At 58.5% G+C, this 20,780-nt stretch carries 21 protein-coding genes and 4 pseudogenes; 13 read left to right on the top strand and 12 right to left on the bottom strand.

Annotated elements, in window-relative coordinates:
* Positions 1-13 precede the first annotated feature (13 nt).
* The 3 genes from QFW87_RS17990 to QFW87_RS17980 all read right to left on the bottom strand — a co-directional run bounded on the left by QFW87_RS17990 (position 14) and on the right by QFW87_RS17980 (position 2,252).
* A complete protein-coding gene (locus tag QFW87_RS17990; protein ID WP_010465918.1) occupies positions 14-1,540 on the bottom strand; it encodes an IS66 family transposase in 1,527 nt (508 codons plus the stop codon).
* A 62-nt stretch (positions 1,541-1,602) separates the two neighbouring features.
* Positions 1,603-1,938, bottom strand: coding sequence for an IS66 family insertion sequence element accessory protein TnpB (gene tnpB / locus QFW87_RS17985; RefSeq protein ID WP_010465920.1), 336 nt, complete (start codon positions 1,936-1,938; stop codon positions 1,603-1,605).
* Positions 1,935-2,252, bottom strand: a complete 318-nt coding sequence (locus QFW87_RS17980) for a transposase (RefSeq protein ID WP_010465922.1) — start codon at positions 2,250-2,252, stop codon at positions 1,935-1,937. The genes tnpB and QFW87_RS17980 overlap by 4 nt, the downstream gene beginning before the upstream one ends.
* A gap of 80 nt (positions 2,253-2,332) precedes the next feature.
* Between QFW87_RS17980 and QFW87_RS17975 the strand changes: the two genes are divergently transcribed.
* The 3 genes from QFW87_RS17975 to QFW87_RS17965 all read left to right on the top strand — a co-directional run bounded on the left by QFW87_RS17975 (position 2,333) and on the right by QFW87_RS17965 (position 4,733).
* Positions 2,333-2,599, top strand: coding sequence for a hypothetical protein (locus QFW87_RS17975; RefSeq protein WP_283188427.1), 267 nt, complete (start codon positions 2,333-2,335; stop codon positions 2,597-2,599).
* Positions 2,600-2,798: 199 nt separating this feature from the next.
* A complete protein-coding gene (locus tag QFW87_RS17970; protein ID WP_283188426.1) occupies positions 2,799-3,215 on the top strand; it encodes an SRPBCC domain-containing protein in 417 nt (138 codons plus the stop codon).
* 384 nt (positions 3,216-3,599) lie between these two features.
* Positions 3,600-4,733 carry an aminotransferase class V-fold PLP-dependent enzyme gene (locus QFW87_RS17965; RefSeq protein ID WP_283188425.1) on the top strand — a complete coding sequence of 378 codons (1,134 nt, stop codon included), beginning with the start codon at positions 3,600-3,602 and terminating at the stop codon, positions 4,731-4,733.
* 397 nt (positions 4,734-5,130) lie between these two features.
* On the opposite strand, the pseudogene QFW87_RS17960 reads toward QFW87_RS17965, so the two are convergent.
* Positions 5,131-5,541 (bottom strand): annotated as a pseudogene (locus QFW87_RS17960) (LysR substrate-binding domain-containing protein); the annotation flags it as partial.
* A gap of 2 nt (positions 5,542-5,543) precedes the next feature.
* On the opposite strand from QFW87_RS17960, the pseudogene QFW87_RS17955 reads away from it, so the two are divergent.
* From QFW87_RS17955 to QFW87_RS17945, 3 genes and pseudogenes are all read left to right on the top strand, one after another.
* A pseudogene (locus QFW87_RS17955) lies at positions 5,544-5,843 on the top strand (helix-turn-helix domain-containing protein); the annotation flags it as partial.
* A 38-nt stretch (positions 5,844-5,881) separates the two neighbouring features.
* Positions 5,882-6,271, top strand: coding sequence for a cytochrome c family protein (locus tag QFW87_RS17950; RefSeq protein ID WP_283188424.1), 390 nt, complete (start codon positions 5,882-5,884; stop codon positions 6,269-6,271).
* Positions 6,272-6,367: 96 nt separating this feature from the next.
* Complete coding sequence (locus tag QFW87_RS17945; protein ID WP_283188423.1) at positions 6,368-7,429, top strand: sterol desaturase family protein; 1,062 nt, start codon at positions 6,368-6,370, stop codon at positions 7,427-7,429.
* 64 nt (positions 7,430-7,493) lie between these two features.
* Here QFW87_RS17945 and QFW87_RS17940 read toward each other — a convergent pair whose 3' ends face one another.
* The 4 genes from QFW87_RS17940 to QFW87_RS17925 all read right to left on the bottom strand — a co-directional run bounded on the left by QFW87_RS17940 (position 7,494) and on the right by QFW87_RS17925 (position 10,863).
* Positions 7,494-9,206 (bottom strand): amidase, encoded by a 1,713-nt coding sequence (locus tag QFW87_RS17940; RefSeq protein WP_283188422.1) that lies wholly within the window; start codon positions 9,204-9,206, stop codon positions 7,494-7,496.
* A gap of 181 nt (positions 9,207-9,387) precedes the next feature.
* On the bottom strand, positions 9,388-9,816 hold the full coding sequence (locus tag QFW87_RS17935) for a nuclear transport factor 2 family protein (RefSeq protein ID WP_283188421.1): 429 nt from the start codon (positions 9,814-9,816) through the stop codon (positions 9,388-9,390).
* Between the two features lie 36 nt (positions 9,817-9,852).
* On the bottom strand, positions 9,853-10,425 hold the full coding sequence (locus tag QFW87_RS17930) for a chorismate mutase (RefSeq protein WP_283188420.1): 573 nt from the start codon (positions 10,423-10,425) through the stop codon (positions 9,853-9,855).
* A 153-nt stretch (positions 10,426-10,578) separates the two neighbouring features.
* Entirely contained in the window at positions 10,579-10,863 is a 285-nt protein-coding gene (locus tag QFW87_RS17925; RefSeq protein WP_283188419.1) for a hypothetical protein, read from the bottom strand.
* 228 nt (positions 10,864-11,091) lie between these two features.
* Here QFW87_RS17925 and QFW87_RS17920 point away from each other — a divergent pair, with 228 nt between their 5' ends.
* From QFW87_RS17920 to QFW87_RS17910, 3 genes and pseudogenes are all read left to right on the top strand, one after another.
* Positions 11,092-12,765 (top strand): tetratricopeptide repeat protein, encoded by a 1,674-nt coding sequence (locus QFW87_RS17920; protein WP_283188418.1) that lies wholly within the window; start codon positions 11,092-11,094, stop codon positions 12,763-12,765.
* A gap of 24 nt (positions 12,766-12,789) precedes the next feature.
* A pseudogene (locus tag QFW87_RS17915) lies at positions 12,790-12,900 on the top strand (AraC family transcriptional regulator); the annotation flags it as partial.
* On the top strand, positions 12,878-13,186 hold the full coding sequence (locus tag QFW87_RS17910) for a hypothetical protein (RefSeq protein WP_283190966.1): 309 nt from the start codon (positions 12,878-12,880) through the stop codon (positions 13,184-13,186). The pseudogene QFW87_RS17915 and the gene QFW87_RS17910, both read left to right, overlap by 23 nt.
* A gap of 153 nt (positions 13,187-13,339) precedes the next feature.
* On the opposite strand, the gene QFW87_RS17905 is transcribed toward QFW87_RS17910, so the two are convergent.
* The 3 genes from QFW87_RS17905 to QFW87_RS17895 form a co-directional block, all read right to left on the bottom strand.
* Positions 13,340-14,227, bottom strand: a complete 888-nt coding sequence (locus QFW87_RS17905; protein ID WP_283188417.1) for an alpha/beta fold hydrolase — start codon at positions 14,225-14,227, stop codon at positions 13,340-13,342.
* A gap of 30 nt (positions 14,228-14,257) precedes the next feature.
* Positions 14,258-15,256: an MBL fold metallo-hydrolase gene (locus tag QFW87_RS17900; RefSeq protein WP_283188416.1), complete on the bottom strand. Its 999-nt coding sequence runs from the start codon at positions 15,254-15,256 to the stop codon at positions 14,258-14,260.
* A gap of 202 nt (positions 15,257-15,458) precedes the next feature.
* Positions 15,459-15,953: a PaaI family thioesterase gene (locus QFW87_RS17895; RefSeq protein ID WP_283188415.1), complete on the bottom strand. Its 495-nt coding sequence runs from the start codon at positions 15,951-15,953 to the stop codon at positions 15,459-15,461.
* A 158-nt stretch (positions 15,954-16,111) separates the two neighbouring features.
* On the opposite strand from QFW87_RS17895, the pseudogene QFW87_RS17890 reads away from it, so the two are divergent.
* Positions 16,112-16,666 (top strand): annotated as a pseudogene (locus QFW87_RS17890) (MFS transporter); the annotation flags it as partial.
* A 13-nt stretch (positions 16,667-16,679) separates the two neighbouring features.
* On the opposite strand, the gene QFW87_RS17885 reads toward QFW87_RS17890, so the two are convergent.
* Positions 16,680-17,534 (bottom strand): LysR substrate-binding domain-containing protein, encoded by an 855-nt coding sequence (locus QFW87_RS17885; RefSeq protein WP_283188414.1) that lies wholly within the window; start codon positions 17,532-17,534, stop codon positions 16,680-16,682.
* A 147-nt stretch (positions 17,535-17,681) separates the two neighbouring features.
* Between QFW87_RS17885 and QFW87_RS17880 the strand changes: the two genes are divergently transcribed.
* Genes QFW87_RS17880 through QFW87_RS17870 form a run of 3 tightly spaced genes read left to right on the top strand, consistent with a single transcriptional unit; the run spans position 17,682 to position 20,752 of the window.
* A complete protein-coding gene (locus QFW87_RS17880) occupies positions 17,682-18,734 on the top strand; it encodes an agmatine deiminase family protein (RefSeq protein WP_283180798.1) in 1,053 nt (350 codons plus the stop codon).
* 4 nt (positions 18,735-18,738) lie between these two features.
* Entirely contained in the window at positions 18,739-19,647 is a 909-nt protein-coding gene (gene aguB, locus QFW87_RS17875) for an N-carbamoylputrescine amidase (RefSeq protein WP_283188413.1), read from the top strand.
* 1 nt (position 19,648) lies between these two features.
* A complete protein-coding gene (locus QFW87_RS17870) occupies positions 19,649-20,752 on the top strand; it encodes an extracellular solute-binding protein (RefSeq protein WP_283188412.1) in 1,104 nt (367 codons plus the stop codon).
* Positions 20,753-20,780 lie beyond the last annotated feature (28 nt).

Raw genomic sequence — 20,780 nt, 5'->3', positions numbered from 1 at the left:
CACCTTGCATGACTCAGGCAGATACCCACTGATGCGGCAGCAGTTGGTCGATCTCACTCGCCCGCTGCGTCGGCAGCCGCGTCAGCACATCTTTGAGATAGGCATACGGATCGTGCCCATTCATACGTGCCGACTGGATCAAACTCATAATCGCCGCTGCCCGTTTGCCGCTGCGAAGCGATCCAGCAAACAACCAGTTCGAGCGTCCAAGTGCCCACGGCCTGATCTGGTTTTCGACTGGATTGTTGTCTATGGGCACCGCCCCATCGACCAGGTAGCGCGTCAGCGCTACCCAGCGTTTAAGGCTGTAATCCAAGGCTTTGGCCGTTGCTGATCCATTGGGCACAAGATCGCGCTGGGCCAACATCCAGTCGTGCAGTGCTTTGGCCAGCGGCGCCGCTTTTTCTTGCCGTATTCGACAGCGATCTCCATCACTCATGTCTCGCACTTGCCGCTCAACTTCGTACAAACCGCCAATCGAGTGCAGCGCCTGTTCTGCCAACTGACTTTTATTCGCGACATGCAGATCGAAAAACTTGCGGCGGGCGTGAGCCATGCAGCCGATTTCGATCATGCCTTTCTCAAACCCAGCTTTGTAACCAGCAAAGTCGTCGCACACCAGCTTGCCATTCCACGCGCCGAGGAAGTTACGCGCATGCTCACCGGCGCGGCTCGGGCTGAAGTCATAAACCACTGCCTTAAGCGCCGAAAACGGCGTGGTGCAGTAAGCCCAGACATAAGCGCGGTGAGTTTTCTTCTCTCCGGGCGCAAGCATCTGCACCGGCGTCTCATCGGCGTGGACAACTTGCTGCGCCAGGACGGCTTCTCGCAAGGCATCAACTAATGGCTGAAGCTGTACACCTGTTTGTCCAACCCATTGAGCTAGTGTGGAGCGCGGGATCGCTAAACCAGCGCGTCCGAAGATTTTCTCCTGCCGATACAGCGGCAAGTGGTCAGCGAACTTCGCCACCAACACATGCGCGATCAGGCCCGCAGTTGGGATGCCCTTGTCGATCACTTGGGCCGGTACCGGTGCCTGGATCAGTGTTTCGCACTGACGGCAGGCCCACTTCCCACGCACATGCTGTTCAACAGTGAACACGCCCGGCGTGTAATCGAGCTTCTCGCTGATGTCCTCGCCGATGCGCTGGAGTTGGCAGCCGCAAGTGCACTGAGTGCTTTCTGGTTCGTGATGAATGACGGTGCGTGGAAACTGCGGCGGCAGTGGCGCGCGCTTTGGTTTTTGGCGCGCCTCTTCTGGAGCAGGAGCCGGAAGCAGTGCCGTCAGCTCGGCGTCGATAGCCTCAAGGTCGGTGTTGAGCAGATCGTCGAGCAAGCTGCCTTGTTCAGGACTGATCTGCTCGCTGCGTTTGGCAAACCGGTGCCGCTTGAGGATCGCGATCTCGTGGGTCAGCTGTTCGATGATGGTTTGATCGCGGTGGATCTTTCTGCCCATGGTGTCGACCTTCGACATCAACTGCGCAGCGAGGGCGCGCAGTTGGTCGGGGGTCATTTGGTCGAGGTTGGGCAAGGAAGTCATGCCGTGGATTTTACCAAAGCAGACCGCCTACGGCAGTAGGCCAAGAAGCAAAATTAAAACTTTTAAAGCAGTGTAATTACGCCGCCAACGCCAACACGTTGCCAAGGTAGACCGAGCACCAACGCCCGAAGTTGCTCGGCATCCAGCTCCATCTCGCAACCTTGGCGAATGCCTGGCCAGTGGAATTTGCCTTGGTTCAACCGCCGTGCCGCCAGCCAAACACCAATTCCGTCATGAACCAGGACTTTCATTCGGTTAGCCCTGCGATTGGCAAACAGATAAGCACAGTGCGGCTTCGCCGCACCGAATACTGCGATCACTCTGGCCAGCGCAGTCTCGGTACCCGCGCGCATATCCATGGGCTCGGTGGCGAGCCAGATGGCGTCTATGCGGATCACTTGGCAAGCTCTCGAATAAATCGAGCGCACCCATCAGGATCGGAAACTGGCCACTTCACTGCGATGGCTTGTTCGCCAACGGGTATCTCGATGATCGCCGATGCCTCCGACGGCCGCTTAGGCGGAGCCTTCAACGGGACAAACGCAGGCAACGCGGCAACTGAGGTATGCCGGTAAAGCGGCAGCCATTTACGAATGACGTTGGCGTTGATGCCGTGAGCGATGGCAACGCTTGAAACGGTGGCCCCGGGCTGAAGGCATTCCTGAACGACCTGGGCTTTGAACGGTTTGGGATAAGAGCTTCGTTGGCGCATGGAAATCCTGGCGATTAAGGGTGATCGCGTCCGCTTAAAAATACGCGGACACCATCGCCCTTAATGCTGGAGTTTTGAAGGTGACATGGCCGGACGCTTACACCGAGTGGGCGGAGGCCATTGCCTATTTTGTTCGACGCAAGATGGAAATAGTTTCCAAGCCAGGATTCCAACGATTCGAGCAAAACTGGCTTTTGGTATATGACAACTGGAGAGAGCCCGCTAGGGACCTCAAAGAAGCGAGCACCACTCTCCAGAGCCTGCTGAATGACATGATGGCATTCTGTACTTTTGATCTGGTTCTAGACGATAAACGTCTCTACGTTTTCGAGGCCGAACAAACTTGAGTGTCAGCTATGGGTTGTGGATTCAACCCGTAGACGCAACAGGCCACAATCGGCCAATAGCCGCCATTTCGGGAGTCGCGATCTAACACTGCTCAGTGCTGACCCAGCAAGGGCAAACCATTGATGTTGTGCTTCGCCGATGGATTCAATCGTCATTCAGTGCTTCCATTCGCTGAACTAAAGAAATGGTCATTACATTATGAAAATCAACATCGAAACGAGTGTTGCCGCTCCCATCGCTGACACTTGGCAAGCTTTCAACAATCCCGAGGACATCGTGCAATGGGACGCCTCTGACGATTGGCACACCACTAGGGCATCGAATGATCTGAAGGTTGGCGGGAAGCTGTTGTTGCGCATTGAAGCCAATGAGGGCGGTCTGGGATTCGACTTCGCTGCCACCTACACGCAGATAGAGCTAAACCGGCTGATTGAATTTCGAGACGACGACGGCCGCGTGGTTCGATTAGATTTTGTCGAATCTGACAAGGGCGTCACGATTCGTCAGACCTTCGACGCCGAATCAACGCAAACGGAAGATCAGCAGCGCAAGGAATGGCAAATCGTCCTTAACCGCTTCGCTCGATACGTCGAGCGGCAATTCACCACGGAGTAACAGCGAAGCCCATAGAGGCCGCACCCGATCACTTAAAGCTTCGCGTACTCGCTCATGCCTCGCAGTAGTCTCCCCGCTTCCGGCAGCGGATTGGAATGGTCGCTAAAATCCTTAGCCACCCTGCAACTTAACGAACGTCTGCATAGGGTCGGCTGCCGCCCTTCGTAACTGGTCGTTATCGACCGAACGTAAGGAGGTAGGAACCTTTAAGGCCCACCCTCCCACAACTCAGCAGCCACCTGCGAGCATTGCTACGTCCAGTAATCGACCTGATGATGCCAGCCGCTCGACAGAAGTCGCAATTCAATCCCGAGCAATCTTGTCATTTGCCAAAGCTTAGGGCAGGGTCGATACCACTGACATCTCTGCCAAAGGAGTCACCCCATGTCAAAGCTATATCCCAGTATCGATCCCGAGGGGCTGGTTGAGTACTCAGTGGTCTACACCGACCGCTCGCTCAACCACATGTCGCAGTCATTTCAAGGCGTGATGAAGAACATTTCCAGGACCCTGAAACAGGTCTACAACGCCCAGGCTGTTGCGGTGGTCCCGGGCAGCGGCACATTCGGCATGGAAGCGGTGGCGCGACAGTTTGCCACCGACCAGCAATGCTTGGTGATACGCAACGGCTGGTTCAGTTATCGCTGGAGCCAGATCCTTGAGATGGGCAACATCCCGGCGGCCACCACGGTGCTGAAAGCCCGACCGGTCGACACTGGTCGCCAGGCTGCCTACGCCCCACCCCCTCTGGACGAGGTGCTGGCAGCCATTCAGGCGCAGAAGCCGCAGATTGTGTTCGCCCCCCACGTTGAAACCTCATCAGGGATTATCCTGCCCGACGAGTACCTGCGGGCCGTCGGCGACGCCGTGCATGCGGTGGGTGGCCTGTTCGTGCTGGACTGCATCGCCTCAGGCACGCTTTGGGTTGATATGCAGAAATGCGCAGTCGACCTGCTGATCAGCGCACCGCAGAAAGGCTGGAGCGCCTCCCCTTGCTGCGCCCTGGTGATGCTCAGTTCTTTGGCCCTCGAGCGCATCGAACAGACGCATAGCAGCAGCTTCGCCTGCGACCTGAAAAAGTGGCTTCAGATCATGCAGGCCTACGAACAGGGCGGACATGCCTACCATGCGACCATGCCCAGCGATTCCCTCGCGCGATTTAACGAAGTGATGAAAGAGACGCAAGCCTACGGTTTCGACAAGGTCCGCGGCGAACAACAGGCTCTGGGCGATCGGGTGCGCGCAATGTTGACTGGCAAAGGCATCAAAAGCGTGGCCGCAGCCGGCTTTCAGGCCCCTGGCGTAGTGGTGAGCTACACCGATGATGCCGACATCAAGAGCGGTAAGAAATTTGCCAACCACGGCCTACAGACCGCCGCCGGAGTGCCGTTGCAATGCGACGAGCCGGCCGACTTCCAGACCTTCCGCATCGGTCTGTTCGGACTCGAAAAGCTGCACAATATCGAGCGCACGGTCAGCACCCTCGAGCAGGCACTGGACGAGGTGATGGTTAACTAAGCCCTCATCTTGCTTGCAGCACACACCGAACTTGTGAATTCCAGGAAGGCATCCTGCCCTGGGCACTGCCGGCCCATGGCGCTGATCTTCGACGAATATGACGCTGGTAGCCCGGACGTCACGTTAGAACCATAAGGGAAAGCCCCTGCACGCGTCTTACTGACACGTGCGCCCTTCAGCGCTATCAGAAAAGGTTTCCAACGAAGCCTTTCACGGGGCGGACGATTGGCGGCTATATGACTTGGATCGACCCAAAGCTGACGATGGCGACAGGCAGAAATCGGCCCACAGCAGACAGTCACGCCCGACCGCTTTTGACCGATAGTTGTAGGTCGTGAAGGGCCGCTACTGACCAACGTGGTCGATGACCCCAAAGAAACGCCAGGCAACGACAAACTCAAACGCCCCATCCCTCTCGCACAGCCCTTCGAATGCCCTCCAACAGCATCGCAAATGCCGGGTTGTCATTGTTCTCGCGCCAGATCAAATGCAGCTCGCTCTGCACACCTTCGCCCAAATCAATATCGCGAAACACTACGTTCTTGAACACCACGCTGGTGGCGCAGCGAGGCACCAGGGCCAGGCCCATTCCGGCGTTGACCAACGCCAGGATGGTCAACGATGAGCCGAGCCATTGCACGTATTCCGGGGCGACGCGGGCAGAGCGGAGCATGCCGGTCAGCAGTTCGTTGAATGGCGGGTAGGCGGCTTGGGAGTACATCAGGAAGGGTTGCGCATCGAGGTCTTTGACCGAGACGGTTTCTACACTCGCCAGCCGATGGTGGCTCGGGACGGCCAGTTCGAACGGCGCTGGAGGAACACTTCGAACAGCCGCTACTGATTGATGAAGTCGCCCAGCGATTCGGGTTCGGCGTCAGGAACTTCAAAAGGCGTTTCAAGGAGGCCACCGGTTACACGCCCATTACCTACCTGCAAACCCTGCGTCTGGAGAAGGCCAAACAGCTTCTTGAATCCACCCGTATGACACTCGACAGCATTACTTATGCCGTGGGCTACGAAGACGGCAATTCGTTCCGTAGACTGTTTCGCCAGCGAGTGGGTTTGCTGCTGGCGGCGTACAGGAAGAAGTTTCAAGCGGGTGCGAATTGATTCACTGGCGTCAAGCCACAGATGATTGGGAGCAAAAATTGCAGAAAGCCGCCGTACTCACCTTCGCCCTGATGCTCAATGCCGGGGTGTTCAGCACGCAAGCACAGTCAGCCGGCGATGCTGAAGCGGGTGCGACACTGTTCAAGCGGATATGCGGCGGCTGCCATCAGGTCGGGGAGTCGGCACGCGGTTCATTCGGGCCGCAGCTCAATGGCATTTTTGGACGCCCTTCGGGCAGCACCACGGATTACCAGTATTCCGATGCGATGAAATCAGCCGGCATCGTCTGGACCCGCGAAACGCTGACTGCATACCTCGAAGCTCCAAAGGAAGTGGTGCCCGGCACGCGCATGATTTTCTGGGGACTCAGCGACCCGGAGAAGATCGACAACCTGTTGGCGTACCTTCAGACGTTTCAGCCGCAGTAGGACTTTGCGACTTTAGAGGGCATTCGCGAGGCGCGGAGCACTCGGTGGTTCTGATCTGATTTACAATTCCCCCTTTTGACGGAGGGGCAGCCGTTCATGGATGTACTCGCGTTTCTGTATGACTACCTGATCAAGTGGGTGATCGAGCCTGTCACGGATCAGTTTCTTGGCATTTTCGATCTGAACGGCCGCTTCAGCATCGTGTTTCTCTGCGTGTCCTACAGCATCGCCTACAGCCTGTACCGCTTCAGAAAATATCGCGGGCTAACCGACGCACGTTCTTTCTGGCAGTTCATCGGCGGGCACCGGGTTCATTTTCATCCCTCGGCGTTGCTGGATTACCGGTACTACTTCGTGCGGGCCATTCTGAAGGTCGCGCTGGTACTTCCCATTGTTGGTCTGGTCGACCCGTACGTCCTGCGTTCCGGCGACTACATCTCGTTTTTCAACAACCTTTGGGGCGCGCGCGCGCAGGTGGGGGAGAACCTCTCACTTTCCTTGCTCTACGGGCTGGGCGTGTTTCTGGTGCAAGACTTCATCCATTACTGGGGCCATCGCGCCTTTCATTCCCGGTATCTGTGGGCGTTCCACAAAGTCCATCATTCCGCGCCCGTCCTGGTGCCGGCGACGGCAAGCCGGATTCACTTTGTGGAAAAAATGGTCGAAAAACTGACTGACACCGTCTGCCTCGGCGCTTTTGCCGGTGTCTTCTGGTACGCCTGTGGCGGGGAGATCAGCCGGTACACCTTGTTCGGGGTGACGTATATGGTCCTGATCTTCAATGCCTTGGCGGCCAACCTGCGTCACAGCCATGTCTGGCTCTCATTTGGGCCCGTGGTCGAGCATGTGCTGAACAGCCCCGCGCAACATCAGATTCACCACAGTGACGCGCCCCGACACTGGAACAAGAACTTCGGTACCAACCTGTCACTCTGGGACTGGATGTTCGGTACGCTCTACGTCACACGCTCGACGCCTGAGCCCATTCAGTTCGGCACCGGCGAACAGGATCACCACCGTTACCTGACGCTCTATAGCCTGATCGTCACGCCCTTTGTGGACATCGCCCGAAAGTTTCCCGCCAGGCGTGCCATGGAATGGCTGTCGCGTTTCGCCGAAAAACGCTCGTTGACACTCTTGCGCCGACGTTGGCGCTGAATTCCGGGGCGACGTTCAATCAGTGGGCGGGATTGGAGCGTGTAACGCCCCAATCCCGCCCTTATTATTTGCCAACCGGCAAGGGAGGGGTGCGAGGCGGGATCAATCGTTTTGACCCCATCGATTCGAACGCCGAAGCCAGGCGCAGCAGCGTGGAATCGTCATAGGCACGACCGGCAAATGTGAGCCCGACGGGCATGCCGATGTCCGGCACGACGCCCATCGGCACCGTGACCGTGGGGACGCCCAGGTGCCGGATGGCAAGATTGCCGTTGGCGACCCAGACGCCGTTGCTCCACGCGATATCCGCAGACTTCGGATCGACATCGGCATTCGCCGGACCCACGTCGGCCACCGTCGGGAACAGCACCGCATCGAGCCCCAACCGATCCATCCAGTCCTCAAGATCGATTCGACGTGTCAGTTCAAGTCCGCGCAGTCCGTCAGGAACGGTGGAGATCTGGTCCCACGGTGTGATGCCGCGCTCGGCCATCTTCACGTACTCGTCCATGCCAGCGGCAAGGTCGTCCTCCCGGTTGGGGAGCGTGCCCGGGTCGTGGGGGAAAATCAGCGGTCCGTCGACATCGGCCAGGCGGTTCAACTTGGGATCGCCATTAGCCCGCAGAAAATCATCGAACGCCCAGGCCGACAGGTCCCACAATTCATGATGCAGGAACTCTTTGGACACCAGGCCTCGCGTAAACACGGTCGGCGCACCCGGGCGATCACCCTCGCAATTAGACACCAGCGGGAAATCGACTTCGATCACTTCCGCACCGGCAGCTTTCAGTGCCTTGCGAGCCTCTTCCCAGAGCCCGATCACGGAAGGACGGGTGATGATTCGCTGCCCCGTCGGACCACCGATGCCAGGCGCGTCGCTCGTGCCCGCTTCGGGATCCGCATTGATGTACATGCGCGGAACACCAAAGCGCTTTCCTGCCAGTGCATCGGACTTCACGGCCAACTCGGCATAGGAAGCGGGACGCACTGAAGCGACACTCGGAATCGGCACCCAGGGTTGCATCCGCCACAGATCGCCACGGGTGTCGGGGTCATCAGCCACCACCACGTCGAGCACCTCGAGCAGGTCGGCCATGGTTCTGGCAAACGGCACGACAACGTCCATCGTCGGCGTCAACGGCCAGTTGCCGCGCACCGAAATCACCCCGCGCGAAGGCGTATAGGCGCACAGACCATTGTTCGATGCAGGGCCGCGTCCGCTCGACCAGGTTTCTTCCGCGAGGCCGAATGCCGCGAAACTGGCGGCAGTTGCGGTACCGGCGCCGTTCGATGAACCCGAGGCGAAGGGGGCGGTGAGATAGTCAGCGTTGTACGGGCTTTCTGCACGGCCGTAGACCCCGCGCTGCATGCCGCCGTTTGCCATCGGCGGCATATTGGTTTTGCCCAGGCAGATCGCGCCAGCGGCGCGAAGCCGTTCGATCGTGAACGCATCGCGATGAGCAATCAGGCTCGCGAAGGCGGGACTTCCCGAGGCTGCGGTGAGCCCCTTCACCAGGTAACTGTCTTTGGCCGTATAGGGAATGCCATCGAGCGGACCCAGCGTCTCGCCCTTGGCCCGACGGGCATCGGACGCCTGCGCCTCGTTCAGCGCCTCGGGGTTTCGAACCACCACTGCGTTGAGGGCGGTGGGCGTGTCGGGACCGTCGTAGGCATCGATCCTGGCGAGATAGGCCTGGACCAGCTCAACCGCAGTGGTTCGGCCTGACTCGAGCGCAGCACGCAGTTCGGCAATGGAAACCTCGGTGACCTCGATCATGCTGTTACCACCGTCTGCTGATGGGCGACGCGATGAATGTTGCCATCGCGCTGAATGTTGGGCTCAGGGACATCACTAATCTCAAAATGGGTATTCATCGGTGTTCTCGTTGCGCTGCTTTTCGCGCTCTATTTAACACCAAGCCGGGAGCAGAGGCATCACCCAAGGCGATGCAACGTCTTCAGGCTTTGCTGGCCGCCAGGTAAGCGCCAAGGCGTTGTCCCATTTGCTCGCCCAAGGCTTGCAGGCCACTCAAGGGACGGACCATCACCTCAAACTCGACGATTTTTCCTTGTTCATTGAACCGGATCATGTCGATGCCCTTTAACGCTTTCCCGCCGACGTTGGCGCTGAACTCCAGGACGACGCTCAACCCGTCTGCGGTCGACAGTTCCCGGTGGTAGACAAAATCCTCAAATACCTCGATGACCGTGTTGAGAATCATCGATACCACGGCTGCACCCGGGTAAGGCGTGTGAGCCATCGGGGAGCGGAATATCGCCTGTGGGTCCAACAAATCGGGCAAGGCGCTCAAGTCACCCTTGCTGATCATGTCGTGCCACTGGTTCAGGGAATCTGCGACTTTGGGATGCAGTTTCAGTTCAGACATTTTCAACTCCTGTATTTTTGTTGTTTGGTTACCTTGTCATCGATCAGCGACACACAGTTCCCCGGTGGCGCGTATCAGTGCCTGACCATGCAGACCGTCCTTGATCAGGCTGGATCGTTCTTTGGCTAGCCAGTCCGCGCATTGCGGGTCATTGCGATAAGGCGCGAAGGCGGCGTATTGCTGCAACAGGCGGTTTTGCAGCTCATCGAGCTGTGGCCGGATTTGATTGGCGAGGTCTGGCCGTGGCGTGTCAGGCGCCTTGCCAGCCGCTCGCCATTGGGCCACCAGCCCGTACTGCACCAGCTTGTTGGCTTCAATCTGTGCGGCGATCAGTTCGGCGAACTCGTCGGGGTCCAGTTTGCGCTCAACGGCCAGTTTCCTGGCGTTGGCGATGACTTGTGCTTCCCGGGCACTGTCCTGGATCGGTTTGCCACTGTCCCACTTGGTCAGCGCCACAAGATCAGCAATGCTCAGGCGTTCGTTCAACGTCACCAGCAGCGGTTGCAAGCTATCGGGCGCCGGGGAGGGCGCACTGGCCTGTGCGCTGCTGGCGAGTAAAGCGAGGACGGCGCAGGTCAACAGTTGCGGTAAGTGTGGGGAGTGGCGCATGGGCAAACCTCATTGGGTACGGGACTCACAATCAGGTGTTATGTATCACAGGTGCGGCGGAGGCATTAAGCAGGGATCGATTTATTTTGTGCACGAAAAAGCCCGGCTTGTCAGGCCGGGCTTTTCGTTGAGTGCTTCGGTAAAGCCATTCATTTATGCAGCGCGGTTTTCGATCAGACGATCCGAACCACCTTCGGCAACGCGGTTTTCGATCAGGCGATCGGAGCCACCTTCGGCAACGCGGTTCTCGATCAGACGATCGGAGCCACCTTCAGCCACGCGGTTTTCGATCAAGCGATCCGAACCACCCTCAGCCACACGACTCTCAATCAGACGATCCGAGCCGCCTTCAGCGACAACCGGGTGAGCAGAGGTAGCGGCGAAAGCGTTAACTGCAAAAACCGAGAAAGCGATGCTGAGGAGGATTTGGCGTTTCATGATGGTGTGCTCCGGGGTGTAGTTGTTGGGTCTGGAGCTGATGTTACGCCGCGGATTTTTTATGAGAACTTCATTGAGTTGATGGTGACTATCGACGTCGGCAATGATCCTCCTGTCGTCGGCTGTACCGCTCAGCCAGAACCGCAGGGGTATGCTGAACCTCTTGAACTGTCGAGGCTCGCAAGGATTTCCTGCGAGGTTCCCTGCTCTGGTCGAGAGGATAAACCGATGCACGACTATTACGATTTGGGCACCTACAGCCGCCCGGTGACGACCCACTCGCCCCAGGCCCAGCGCTGGTTCGATCGTGGCTTGGTATGGTGCTACGGCTACAACCACGACGAATCCATACGCTGTTTCCACAAGGCGATCGAACACGACCGCGATTGCGCGATGGCCTACTGGGGCATCGCTTACGCTTCGGGCCCCAACTACAACAAGCGTTGGGATGCCTTCATCGAACAGGAGTTGAAAGAAGCCGTGGCCCAGGCCCGACTGGCGACGCAAACCGCGCTGGCGCATATCGACGGCGCAACACCGGTGGAACAGGCGCTGATCCGCACGCTGGAGCAACGCTACCAGGCCGATCAGGCCACCAGCCTCGACCAACTCTTCGCCTGGAACGATGCCTATGCGGCCTCCATGCGTGATGTCTACAACGCCTTTCCCGAAGATCCCGATGTCGTTGCGCTGTTTGCCGAATCGATGATTGACCGTACACCCTGGCAATTGTGGGACCTGAAAACCGGTAAACCGGCGCCGGGCGCCGACACACTTGAAACGGTGGCCGTACTGGAACGGGCGCTACGGCGGATGGAGCAGCACGGCGATGCGCCGCACCCCGGCGTGCTGCACATGTACGTCCACACCCTGGAAATGTCGCCCTACCCGGAACGGGCATTGCGCGCCGGCGATGTCCTGTGTGACCTGGTGCCGGATGCGGGACATTTGCGCCATATGCCGTCGCACATCGACGTGCTCTGCGGTGATTACCGCGGGGCCATGGTCACCAATAGCCGGGCGATTTTGGCCGACAGCAAATACCTGGAACAGGAAGGGCCACTGAACTTTTACACCCTGTATCGATGCCACAACTACCACTTCAAACTCTATTCGGCGATGTTCCTCGGGCAGTACCAACCTGCCCTGGAAGCTGCCGATCAGCTGATGTCGACCATCAGGGAAGAACTGCTGCGCGTGGAGCAGCCGCCCATGGCCGACTGGCTGGAAGGCTTCGTGTCGATGAAGGTCCACGTGCAGATACGCTTCGGTAAATGGCAGGACATCCTCGCCGCGCCGCTGCCGAACGACCAGGCACTGTACTGCGTGACCACGGCGATGCTGCATTACGCCAGAGGCGTGGCGCATGCGGCCACCGGGTATATCGCCGCTGCAGAAGCCGAGCAGCGTCTATTCCTCGAAGCCTGGACCCGAGTGCCGGACACACGCTACCTCTTCAACAATAAATGCACTGACATTCTGGCGGTTGCCGCAGGCATGCTGCGTGGGGAAATCGAGTACCGTAAGGGCAATTACGACGACGCCTTCGCTCACTTGCGCCAGGCACTGTCTCTGGACGACAACCTGCCTTACGACGAGCCATGGGGCTGGATGCAACCGGTCAGGCATGCGTTGGGCGCGTTGCTTTTGGAGCAGGGCAGGGTAGAAGAAGCGTTGCAGGCCTATCGGGCCGATTTGGGACTGGAAAACACCCTCAGCCGTGCTTCGTGGCATCTGGACAATGTGTGGAGCCTGCACGGCTATGTGGAATGTCTGAAACGACTGGGTCTGGATGCCGAAGCTGCTGCTGCCCAGACGCGCCTTGATCTGGCCATGGCCCGGGCGGATGTGGAGATCAGGGCCTCGTGTTTTTGCCGTGTTGGGGCGGGGTGTTGTCAGTGATGCTCGAAAGCGCGGAGATTGCCTATGGATCGCTTGTCTACGTTGTTGTCGCAGTTCGGCGTGCGCGCAAACTTGTTTTACAACGGCAAGCTGTGCGGCATGGCGTCATACGATGGCGCTGACCAGCGCCGTCATCATCGCCGCCACGTACGCTGGCCCCGTCGTTGCGCCGGCCTTTTTAGGGCTTGTGCCCATCGTGCTGGCCATAAGCGGAAATTTTCACGGCGGGATTTCCTGGCGCTCGCTTCAAGTGCCTTTTGCACTGGCCGTGCTCGGCTTGCTCCTGGTCAACGGCCAGAGCATCGCCCAGTTCGAAGGGCAATCACACACCACGTTGGCGCTCGGGATCGGCGCGTCACTCGCGGCGGTCGCACTGTGGGGTTGGTTTGGTCTGGCCAATCAAATTCTGGTCAACGTTTGAGTCCAGATGCCGTTGCGTGGTCTTCGTGTTGACGCTCACGCATTCGCCGAACACGGTCACGTCATGCGGCTCCAGCGACTAAGCCCCTTGCCAGTCGTTAGTCAACGGCAAGGGACGCACTTCAAGCAACTTGAAATAGTCGGGATGCCGGGATCAGTGAATGTGTTTCTTGACGAAGGTAGCTGTCGTCGAAATCAGCTCGTCGATCTGCTTCTCGTCTTTGGTCATGTTGAAGGCGTGATCCATGGGCCGGACAAGCAATTCATGTTTTCCAGGGTGATGGCTAATAAAGCTTTTTCCGAGGGTTGGCTGTGGAAAAACAATGTCGTCGTTAGTGCCGACGGCGACGAGCAGCGGCCCCTTGTAATGGGTGATCTCGGCGGCGGCATCGAGGGTCATCAAGCTGATAAAGAACGCGGATTTAAGCTTGATCTCGCCACCACCAGGTATTGCCAGTACGACGGGGGTGTCACCGCTGTGCAATGCTTCCTTGATCTTCTCGGAGCCCCACAGCAGCGGGAAAGCGGCTCCCATATTGGTCGCGGGGTTCCAGAGTGCGACGGCGTCGAGTTTATGCGGGGTCCGTCCTGCTACAGCAGCACCAATTGCTCCGCCCATGCTCCATCCAACAAGCGCCATGCGGCTGGCGTCGACGCGCCCGGACCTGGCTAGAAAGTCGAGCGCAGCCAGCCCATCCTCAACACCCGTATCGAGTGTGCCGTCGGTCTTGGCGCCATCACTTTCGCCATCAAAACGGTAATCGATACGGAGGCTGGCAATGCCTTGTTCGGCCCAAAGACGTGCGGCACGGACATAAATACCTTCATTGACGGCCGGAATGATGTGCTCATCCCTACTGCCCCCGAAACTGTGAAGTAACAGAATTACTGGGGGCTTCTTAACGCCGTCAGGCAGGTTCAGAGTGCCGACGACGTTCATTCCCTCAACGGAGAAGGTGACTTTTTCCTCAGCTGCAAACGCGAAATACGGGGCTGTAATCAGGCTAGCGAGAAGTAATGTACGGGTCAAAAAAGTGGACATCGGGTGATCCTCAGCCAAACGGGTAAAGGTTTAATTCTTGGGCAGGGGAGCATCGCCCGAAGATGCAGTCGGCGCTCCGAGCAGTCCGATAGCGCTGTACCAGAGCGGTCCTTGATTGATGCGGTCGGGGTGGAGTTCGATCATCTTGTCGAAGAACTCACGTGGGGTCGCCTTCTCGGCGAGTAGTTCTAAGGCATCCAACAGGTATTGGCGTGTCTGCTCCAGAATGACTGGATCATCGGCACGGCTTTTCTGTTTGTGCCCAGCAATAACGATGCTCGGTTTCAAAGCTTCTACTTGGTCGATCGCCTTGACCCAAGCTTGGAGCCCTCCGTTGCCGCCTTCGAGGAGATATTGGTGTACACCGTTGTAGGCAACGTCGCCGGCCACCACCAGTCCCATGGACGGCACATACAGCACCGTGGTGTCGTCAGTATCTGTATGACCGACATCTATGGCCTGGATGGTATTGCCCTCAAGTGTGAAGCCTTCAGCAGGTATCGGTTGAGCAATAACATCGGTCTTTCCAATGAGCCCGGGAAAGTCTTTGTCATATACATTTTCGCGTCCAACAGTGGCCTGTTGGTGCATAAGCCGGATCGTGCCTTTGGTGGCATATACAGTGGCCCCTGGGAACCGTTCTAGGATCTCTTCAGTACCGAACCAGTGATCGCCATGTCCGTGGGTAACGTAGATGTATTTCAAGTGCTTACCGGATTGCGCAACCCAGTCGCTGACCTTTTGTGTTTGCTCTCGGCTCATTGGCGGATCGATCAGCACAGCGTCGGTTTTCCCGAAGATCAGGGTTGAGGTGATCGGCGATGAAACGATGCGATCACCATTGGGTAGGCGTTTATCGCTCGCCCGAGTTACCCCGTCAGTAACGAGTACTTCATAGGACAATGTCGAAGGGGGGGACATATCGTTCTCTCCTGTACTTTTCGCTGCTGTGGACTCGGCGGCGCCCGATAAGCAGGAGGCCGTGACCAAGATTGTGGTGAGCAATGCTCGAATGGAGTTGCTGGGCATAACTGACCTCTATCTAGTGAAGTGGGACGGAGGTTGGACATCTACTTGCGTTGCTGATGTCAGATGAGGCATTGATCGAGCCATTAGTCAAAAGTGCAGATTAGCACTGGGCGCATGAGTCGGTACTCGATGCGATGCAGCTTCGACCGCTTATGTCCGGTTACTGCCTGTCGCGAAGGACTGCAGCTTGTGTGGAGGCAACCTACCGACTATGAGCAACGGCTGCCAGTTGCTCGGTATCCACGCGAACAAAAATGGAGTCTCCAATAGCCGTGAGCACATCCCCCGCGTAGACCTCGCAGATGACGCGAGTTTTGCGTCCGACTTCACCTTCGACTTTCGCACGCAGGGTCAGCGGTACACCCATCGGTGTCGGTTTGATGAACTTGATGCCAAGGTTGCCAGTGACGCAATTGATGCGGGGGAGGCTGCCGACTTCACGGTGTTCCATTCGGTAGTGATAGGCCATCGCCGTCCAGTTTGAATGGCAATCAACCAGCATCGCTGTCAGTCCGCCGTAAACCAGATCCGGCCAGCCGCAATACTTGGCATCGGGCAAGTGCTCGGCCATGACATGCACGCCGTCCTCATGCCAGAAGCTCTTGATGTGAAGCCCGTGCGGATTACTGCTGCCGCAGCCGTAACAAACGCCTTCAGGCGCGGCGGTGTCTTGCAGGGAGGTGTCGAGCCTGGACATACCGTGGTCATCCTCGAAAATGTGAACCAAACCTGTCGGATTTTAACGCTGCAATCGTGCTTCGGTCACTCGGGCAATCCCGCCCGCTGCAGTCCATCCGCGAAGCGCGCGAGATCATCGGCTCGTTGGATTGGCAGCCAGTCCTTCAGGTTGGAGACGTGCCCTTTGGAATCCTGATGATCATGGTTGCGATGTGGATGCTGTCCGGTTCGACCAGCGAAAGCGACACGGACGACATGATGGCAGCCATCCTGTTGCGCGGTCTGGGCCTTGGCTTCCTCTTTCTATCGATCACGCTGATCGCTTTCAGCGACCTCAACAGCCGAAACCTCGCCTGCGAAATAGGTCTCTTCAATACGGGGCGCCAGTTGGGTGGTCTGATGGGCGTCGCAGGGCTCTAGACACTGATCGACCATAACGTCTTCGCTAATGCCGTGGTCGTCGGTGCCAACGTCACCCCGGAAGGGGCCGCGGTCATCGAACGGCTGACGACCACGACAGCCATGCCGTCGGTGAAAGGGATGGATGCAGCGGCCGCCGGCCGGGCAGCGGTGAGCCTCCTGGGCCGGGGCGTGTCAGGTCAGGCCACTGTGATTGCCTTCGACACAACGTTCATCACTGTTGTCCTGCTTTTTGTTGTCGCCGCCCCCATCCTGGTAAGCATCAAGATCGGACTCTCGCGATACGCGAAGTACGCGCTGCGCAAACCGTAGCGTGAGGCTTCACTCAGTCCAGGTTACCCAGCAGCCACTCACTGAAGCTTCGTGCCAGCGCGTTGTTCTCACTGTCACGATGGGTCAGCATGGCCCAGTTCGGGCCGCGAATGGTTTGCTCCACCAAGGGTTGCAACAATCCTTGGGCGCGCGCCTGCCGACTCAATAACTGACTGACCAGGGCGATACCGAGCCCTGCGCACGCGGCGTCCAGCAGCAGGCCGGGGTCGGAGAAATTCAGCCCCTGATCTTTCTGGCCCACATCGATGCCAGCTTCCACCGCCCAGTGACTCCAATCCATTTCCCGCTCGCCATGAAGGGTTGTGCGCTGTTCCCGTGGCAGCGCCAACAGGTTCGGGTGACACGCCGGATAGAGGCGGTCGGCGTGCAGCACCTTGAAGCTGCACTCGGCTTGGGAACTGATGTCATCGCGCACCGCGAGGTCGATGGTCTGGGTGGTCATGTCCGGGACTTCATCGGTACTGAAAATCCACAGATCAACGTCCGGATGCTCGCGGCGAAAATCCCCCAAACGTGGCAGCAGCCAATGACGGGCGAACGCCGGGGTGGTGTTGAGGACCAGTTGATTGGGTTTCTGGTATTGCCCAAGACGGCGAATGCCGACCGCCAGTTGTTGCAGTAACGCTTGGGTGGTGCTGAGCAGGTCGTGACCGGCATCGGTCAGGCTGACGCTGCGTCCACTGCGAAAGAACAAGGGTTGTTCAAGGTACGCCTCAAGGCTGCGGATCTGCTGACTGATCGCCGATTGGGTGAGGTGCAACTCGGCCGCCGCCTTGTGGAAACTGCCCAGCCGGGCGGCGGCTTCAAAGCCGCGAAGGGTGCTGAGTGGCGGCCAGTGCTTGAGCATATTGATAAGTTCCTCTAATCATTTGTCCGCTAAATCCATCGTTTGTTTGCCTGATTTTACGGCCGTAGCATGCATGCCAGGACCACCCAAGCAGTTTTGTTGAACACAATGGCTTAACTAAAAGGGCTTTTTATCATGCAGCATGTCATGCAGCAGAATGAAATTCGAAACAGCGGTTGGATGATGCCGGCCGAGTGGGTCAGGCACGCCGCCACCTGGATGGTCTGGCCGCACAACACGGCACTCTGGGAGTCCGGTTGGGGCGTGACATTGCCTCTGGTGCAAGAGGATTTCGCTCGCGTGGCCAACGCCATCGCCCGTTTCGAACCGGTGAAACTGGTCGTCGACCCTTCTGCTATTGCCAGTGCCAAAGCGTTATGTGGGCCGAACATCGAATTGATCGAACTGGCGGTCAACGACAGCTGGTGTCGGGACTCCGGTCCGAGTTTCGTCTGCCATCCGCAACAAGGCCTGGCCGGGGTGAGCTGGCGCTTCAATGCGTGGGGCGGCAAGTCAGCCCATGATCTGGACGAAAGCCTGGCTCGTCGCGCACTCAATCACTTGGGCGTGGAGTGTTTTGGTACCGCGCTGAGCAATGAAGGGGGGGCCATCCATGTGGACGGCGAGGGCACGTTGATCACCACCGAGTCGGTGTTGCTCAACCCCAATCGCAATCCGGGCATGAACAAGGCGGAGATGGAGGAAATCTTCACGCGTCTGCTGGGCGTGAAGAAGACGATCTGGCTGCCAGGCGATCCGGACTATGTGACCGGCGACATGACTGACGGCCACGTCGATGGCGTGTGCGCATTCGCCCGCCCTGGGGTGTTGCTGGTGGACGCCACCCACGACCAGCACTCGGTGTATGCCGAAGTGGCCCGGGAAAACCGTCGTGCCCTGGAGCTGGCCACCGATGCCCAAGGCCGACAGTTCGAGCTGATCGAATTGTATGAAGCCACCGATGCTGTGGACACCGAAGCTGAAGTGTTCTGTGCCTCCTACACCAACTTCTACATCGCCAACGACGCCATCATCATGCCGGCCTACGGCATTGATGCCGACAACGTCGCGGCCGCCGTGTTGGGGCAGGCGTTCCCCGGGCGAGAAGTGGTGCCGGTGCGGATCAATCACCTGGCCCACGGCGGTGGCGGTGTGCATTGCATCACCCAGCAACAGCCCGCCTGGCCGGTGGAGGGCTGATGCCATGACGCTTCTGACCATCGCCACCACCCAGATGCCTTGCACCTGGAACCTGCAACACAACCTCGATCAGGCCGAGCAACTGGTGCGCGAGGCCGCGGCCAAAGGCGCCCAGGTCATCCTGTTGCAGGAGCTGTTTGCCACGCCGTATTTCTGCATCGAGCAGAGCCACAAGCACCTGGCGCTGGCCGAAGAATATCGATACAGCCCTGTGCTCAAGCGCTTTGCCGCATTGGCCAAAGAGTTGGGTGTGGTGCTGCCGCTGAGCTGGTTCGAGAAGGCCGGCAATGCCTACTTCAATTCCTTGAGCGTGGCCGATGCCGATGGGCGCTTGCTGGGTGTGTATCGCAAGACCCACATTCCCAACGCCATCGGCTATCAGGAGAAGGAATACTTCAGCCCAGGCGACACCGGTTTTCGTGTCTGGGACACAGCCTTCGGGCGCCTGGGTGTGGGGATCTGCTGGGATCAGTGGTTCCCCGAAACCGCGCGCTGCCTGGCGTTGATGGGCGCTGAAGTCTTGCTGTTTCCCACCGCCATCGGTTCTGAGCCTGGCTGCGCGACGCTGGATTCCCGTGACCACTGGCAGATGGCCATGCGCGGCCACGCCGCCGCCAACCTGCTGCCGGTGGTGGCCGCCAACCGTATCGGCCGCGAGGTGGCTACCACCGATCCTGCCCTGCAAATGAGCTTCTACGGCTCGTCCTTTATCTGCAACCACAAGGGCAAGTTGCTCGCCGATGCCGACCGCGACAGCACCGGCGTGCAGGTCCACAGCCTGGACCTGGCGGCCATGAGTGAAGAGCGCCTGAGCTGGGGCATTTATCGCGATCGCCGTCCGGACATGTACGGCGCGCTGTTGACTCAGGACGGTCGTCACACCCATGCACGCTGGAAGGCTCAAGAGGTTTGATATGCACTCGATCAATAAACTGTTGAGCGGCGCCTTGGCCCTGGCGCTGGGCTGTGCCTTGCCGGCGCTGCACGCTGAAGAGAAAACCCTCAGGCTGTACAACTGGGCCGACTATTTTGCCGAGGACACGCTGGCCAAATTTACCGCCGAAACCGGGATCAAAGTGATCTACGACGTCATGGATGGCAGTGAGACGCTGGAAGCCAAAATGCTCGCCGGCGGCAGCGGTTATGACCTGATCTTCCCGGGTGACACCGTCGCCGAACGCTTGATGCGCGCCGGCAGCCTGCAACCGCTGGACCGGTCAAAACTCACGGCCCTGGATGACATCGAACCCGGCTTGCAGAAGCTGCGAACGCATTACGAGTATTCGCGCCAGGCCACCGTCCCTTACACCTGGGGCACCATCGGCCTGACCTACAATGCCGAGCAGATCAAACAGCGTTTGCCGGATGCTCCGGTCAACAGCCTCGACATGTTGTTCAAGCCGGAACTGGCTGCCAGATTTGCCGACTGCGGTATTTCGATGATCGACTCGCCGGACGAAGTGCTAGCAGTCGTGCTCAATTATCTGGGTCGGGAGCCACGCAGCGCCAAGCCCGAGGACCTGGCCGCGGCGAGTGAACTGTTGCTCAAACTACGGCCGTACATCCGCAAGTTCCAGTCGCAGCCGGCCACCGACCTGGTGAACGGCAACCTGTGCCTGTCGCTCGGTTACAGCGGCGACATGACGCAGGCGCAACGGACGGCGGATTCCGCTGGCAAGAACGCCACGTTCCAATACCGTGTTCCCCGTGAAGGCACCACGGTGTGGATGGACGCCATGGCGATTCCGGTCGACGCCCAACATCCGGAGTACGCCTATGCATTCATCAACTTCGTCATGCGCCCGGACAACATGGCCGCCATCAGTAACTTCACCGGCTACCCCACCTCCAATGCCAAGGCACGTCCGAGCGTCGATGCGACCATGCGCAACAACCCGGATATTTACCTCGATGAAGCCACTTATGCGCGGCTGATTCCCGGCAAGGACATTCCCCAACCCGATATGCGGGCGCGCATGCGCACCTGGACCAAGTTCAAAACTGCCACCGCGAAATGACTTCAGACAAACATTCCAGGGATCAACA

The organism is Pseudomonas sp. PMCC200344, assembly GCF_030053095.1.
GTDB lineage: Bacteria > Pseudomonadota > Gammaproteobacteria > Pseudomonadales > Pseudomonadaceae > Aquipseudomonas > Aquipseudomonas svalbardensis.
The sequence above is the reverse complement of the archived record's forward strand: the minus strand, read 5'-3'. Positions and strand labels throughout refer to the sequence as shown.

Excerpts from the sequence above, each read along its gene's own strand:
- QFW87_RS17895 (WP_283188415.1), bottom strand. The coding sequence starts at position 15,953 with ATGTCCAGGCTCGACACCTCCCTGCAAGACACCGCCGCGCCTGAAGGC.
- QFW87_RS17880 (WP_283180798.1), top strand. The coding sequence starts at position 17,682 with ATGCAGCAGAATGAAATTCGAAACAGCGGTTGGATGATGCCGGCCGAG.
- QFW87_RS17920 (WP_283188418.1), top strand. The coding sequence starts at position 11,092 with ATGCACGACTATTACGATTTGGGCACCTACAGCCGCCCGGTGACGACC.
- QFW87_RS17970 (WP_283188426.1), top strand. The coding sequence starts at position 2,799 with ATGAAAATCAACATCGAAACGAGTGTTGCCGCTCCCATCGCTGACACT.
- QFW87_RS17925 (WP_283188419.1), bottom strand. The coding sequence starts at position 10,863 with ATGAAACGCCAAATCCTCCTCAGCATCGCTTTCTCGGTTTTTGCAGTT.
- QFW87_RS17965 (WP_283188425.1), top strand. The coding sequence starts at position 3,600 with ATGTCAAAGCTATATCCCAGTATCGATCCCGAGGGGCTGGTTGAGTAC.
- aguB (WP_283188413.1), top strand. The coding sequence starts at position 18,739 with ATGACGCTTCTGACCATCGCCACCACCCAGATGCCTTGCACCTGGAAC.
- QFW87_RS17935 (WP_283188421.1), bottom strand. The coding sequence starts at position 9,816 with ATGTCTGAACTGAAACTGCATCCCAAAGTCGCAGATTCCCTGAACCAG.
- QFW87_RS17910 (WP_283190966.1), top strand. The coding sequence starts at position 12,878 with ATGGCGCTGACCAGCGCCGTCATCATCGCCGCCACGTACGCTGGCCCC.
- QFW87_RS17900 (WP_283188416.1), bottom strand. The coding sequence starts at position 15,256 with ATGCCCAGCAACTCCATTCGAGCATTGCTCACCACAATCTTGGTCACG.
- QFW87_RS17885 (WP_283188414.1), bottom strand. The coding sequence starts at position 17,534 with ATGCTCAAGCACTGGCCGCCACTCAGCACCCTTCGCGGCTTTGAAGCC.
- QFW87_RS17905 (WP_283188417.1), bottom strand. The coding sequence starts at position 14,227 with ATGTCCACTTTTTTGACCCGTACATTACTTCTCGCTAGCCTGATTACA.
- QFW87_RS17990 (WP_010465918.1), bottom strand. The coding sequence starts at position 1,540 with ATGACTTCCTTGCCCAACCTCGACCAAATGACCCCCGACCAACTGCGC.
- QFW87_RS17980 (WP_010465922.1), bottom strand. The coding sequence starts at position 2,252 with ATGCGCCAACGAAGCTCTTATCCCAAACCGTTCAAAGCCCAGGTCGTT.
- QFW87_RS17940 (WP_283188422.1), bottom strand. The coding sequence starts at position 9,206 with ATGATCGAGGTCACCGAGGTTTCCATTGCCGAACTGCGTGCTGCGCTC.
- QFW87_RS17945 (WP_283188423.1), top strand. The coding sequence starts at position 6,368 with ATGGATGTACTCGCGTTTCTGTATGACTACCTGATCAAGTGGGTGATC.
- QFW87_RS17930 (WP_283188420.1), bottom strand. The coding sequence starts at position 10,425 with ATGCGCCACTCCCCACACTTACCGCAACTGTTGACCTGCGCCGTCCTC.
- QFW87_RS17870 (WP_283188412.1), top strand. The coding sequence starts at position 19,649 with ATGCACTCGATCAATAAACTGTTGAGCGGCGCCTTGGCCCTGGCGCTG.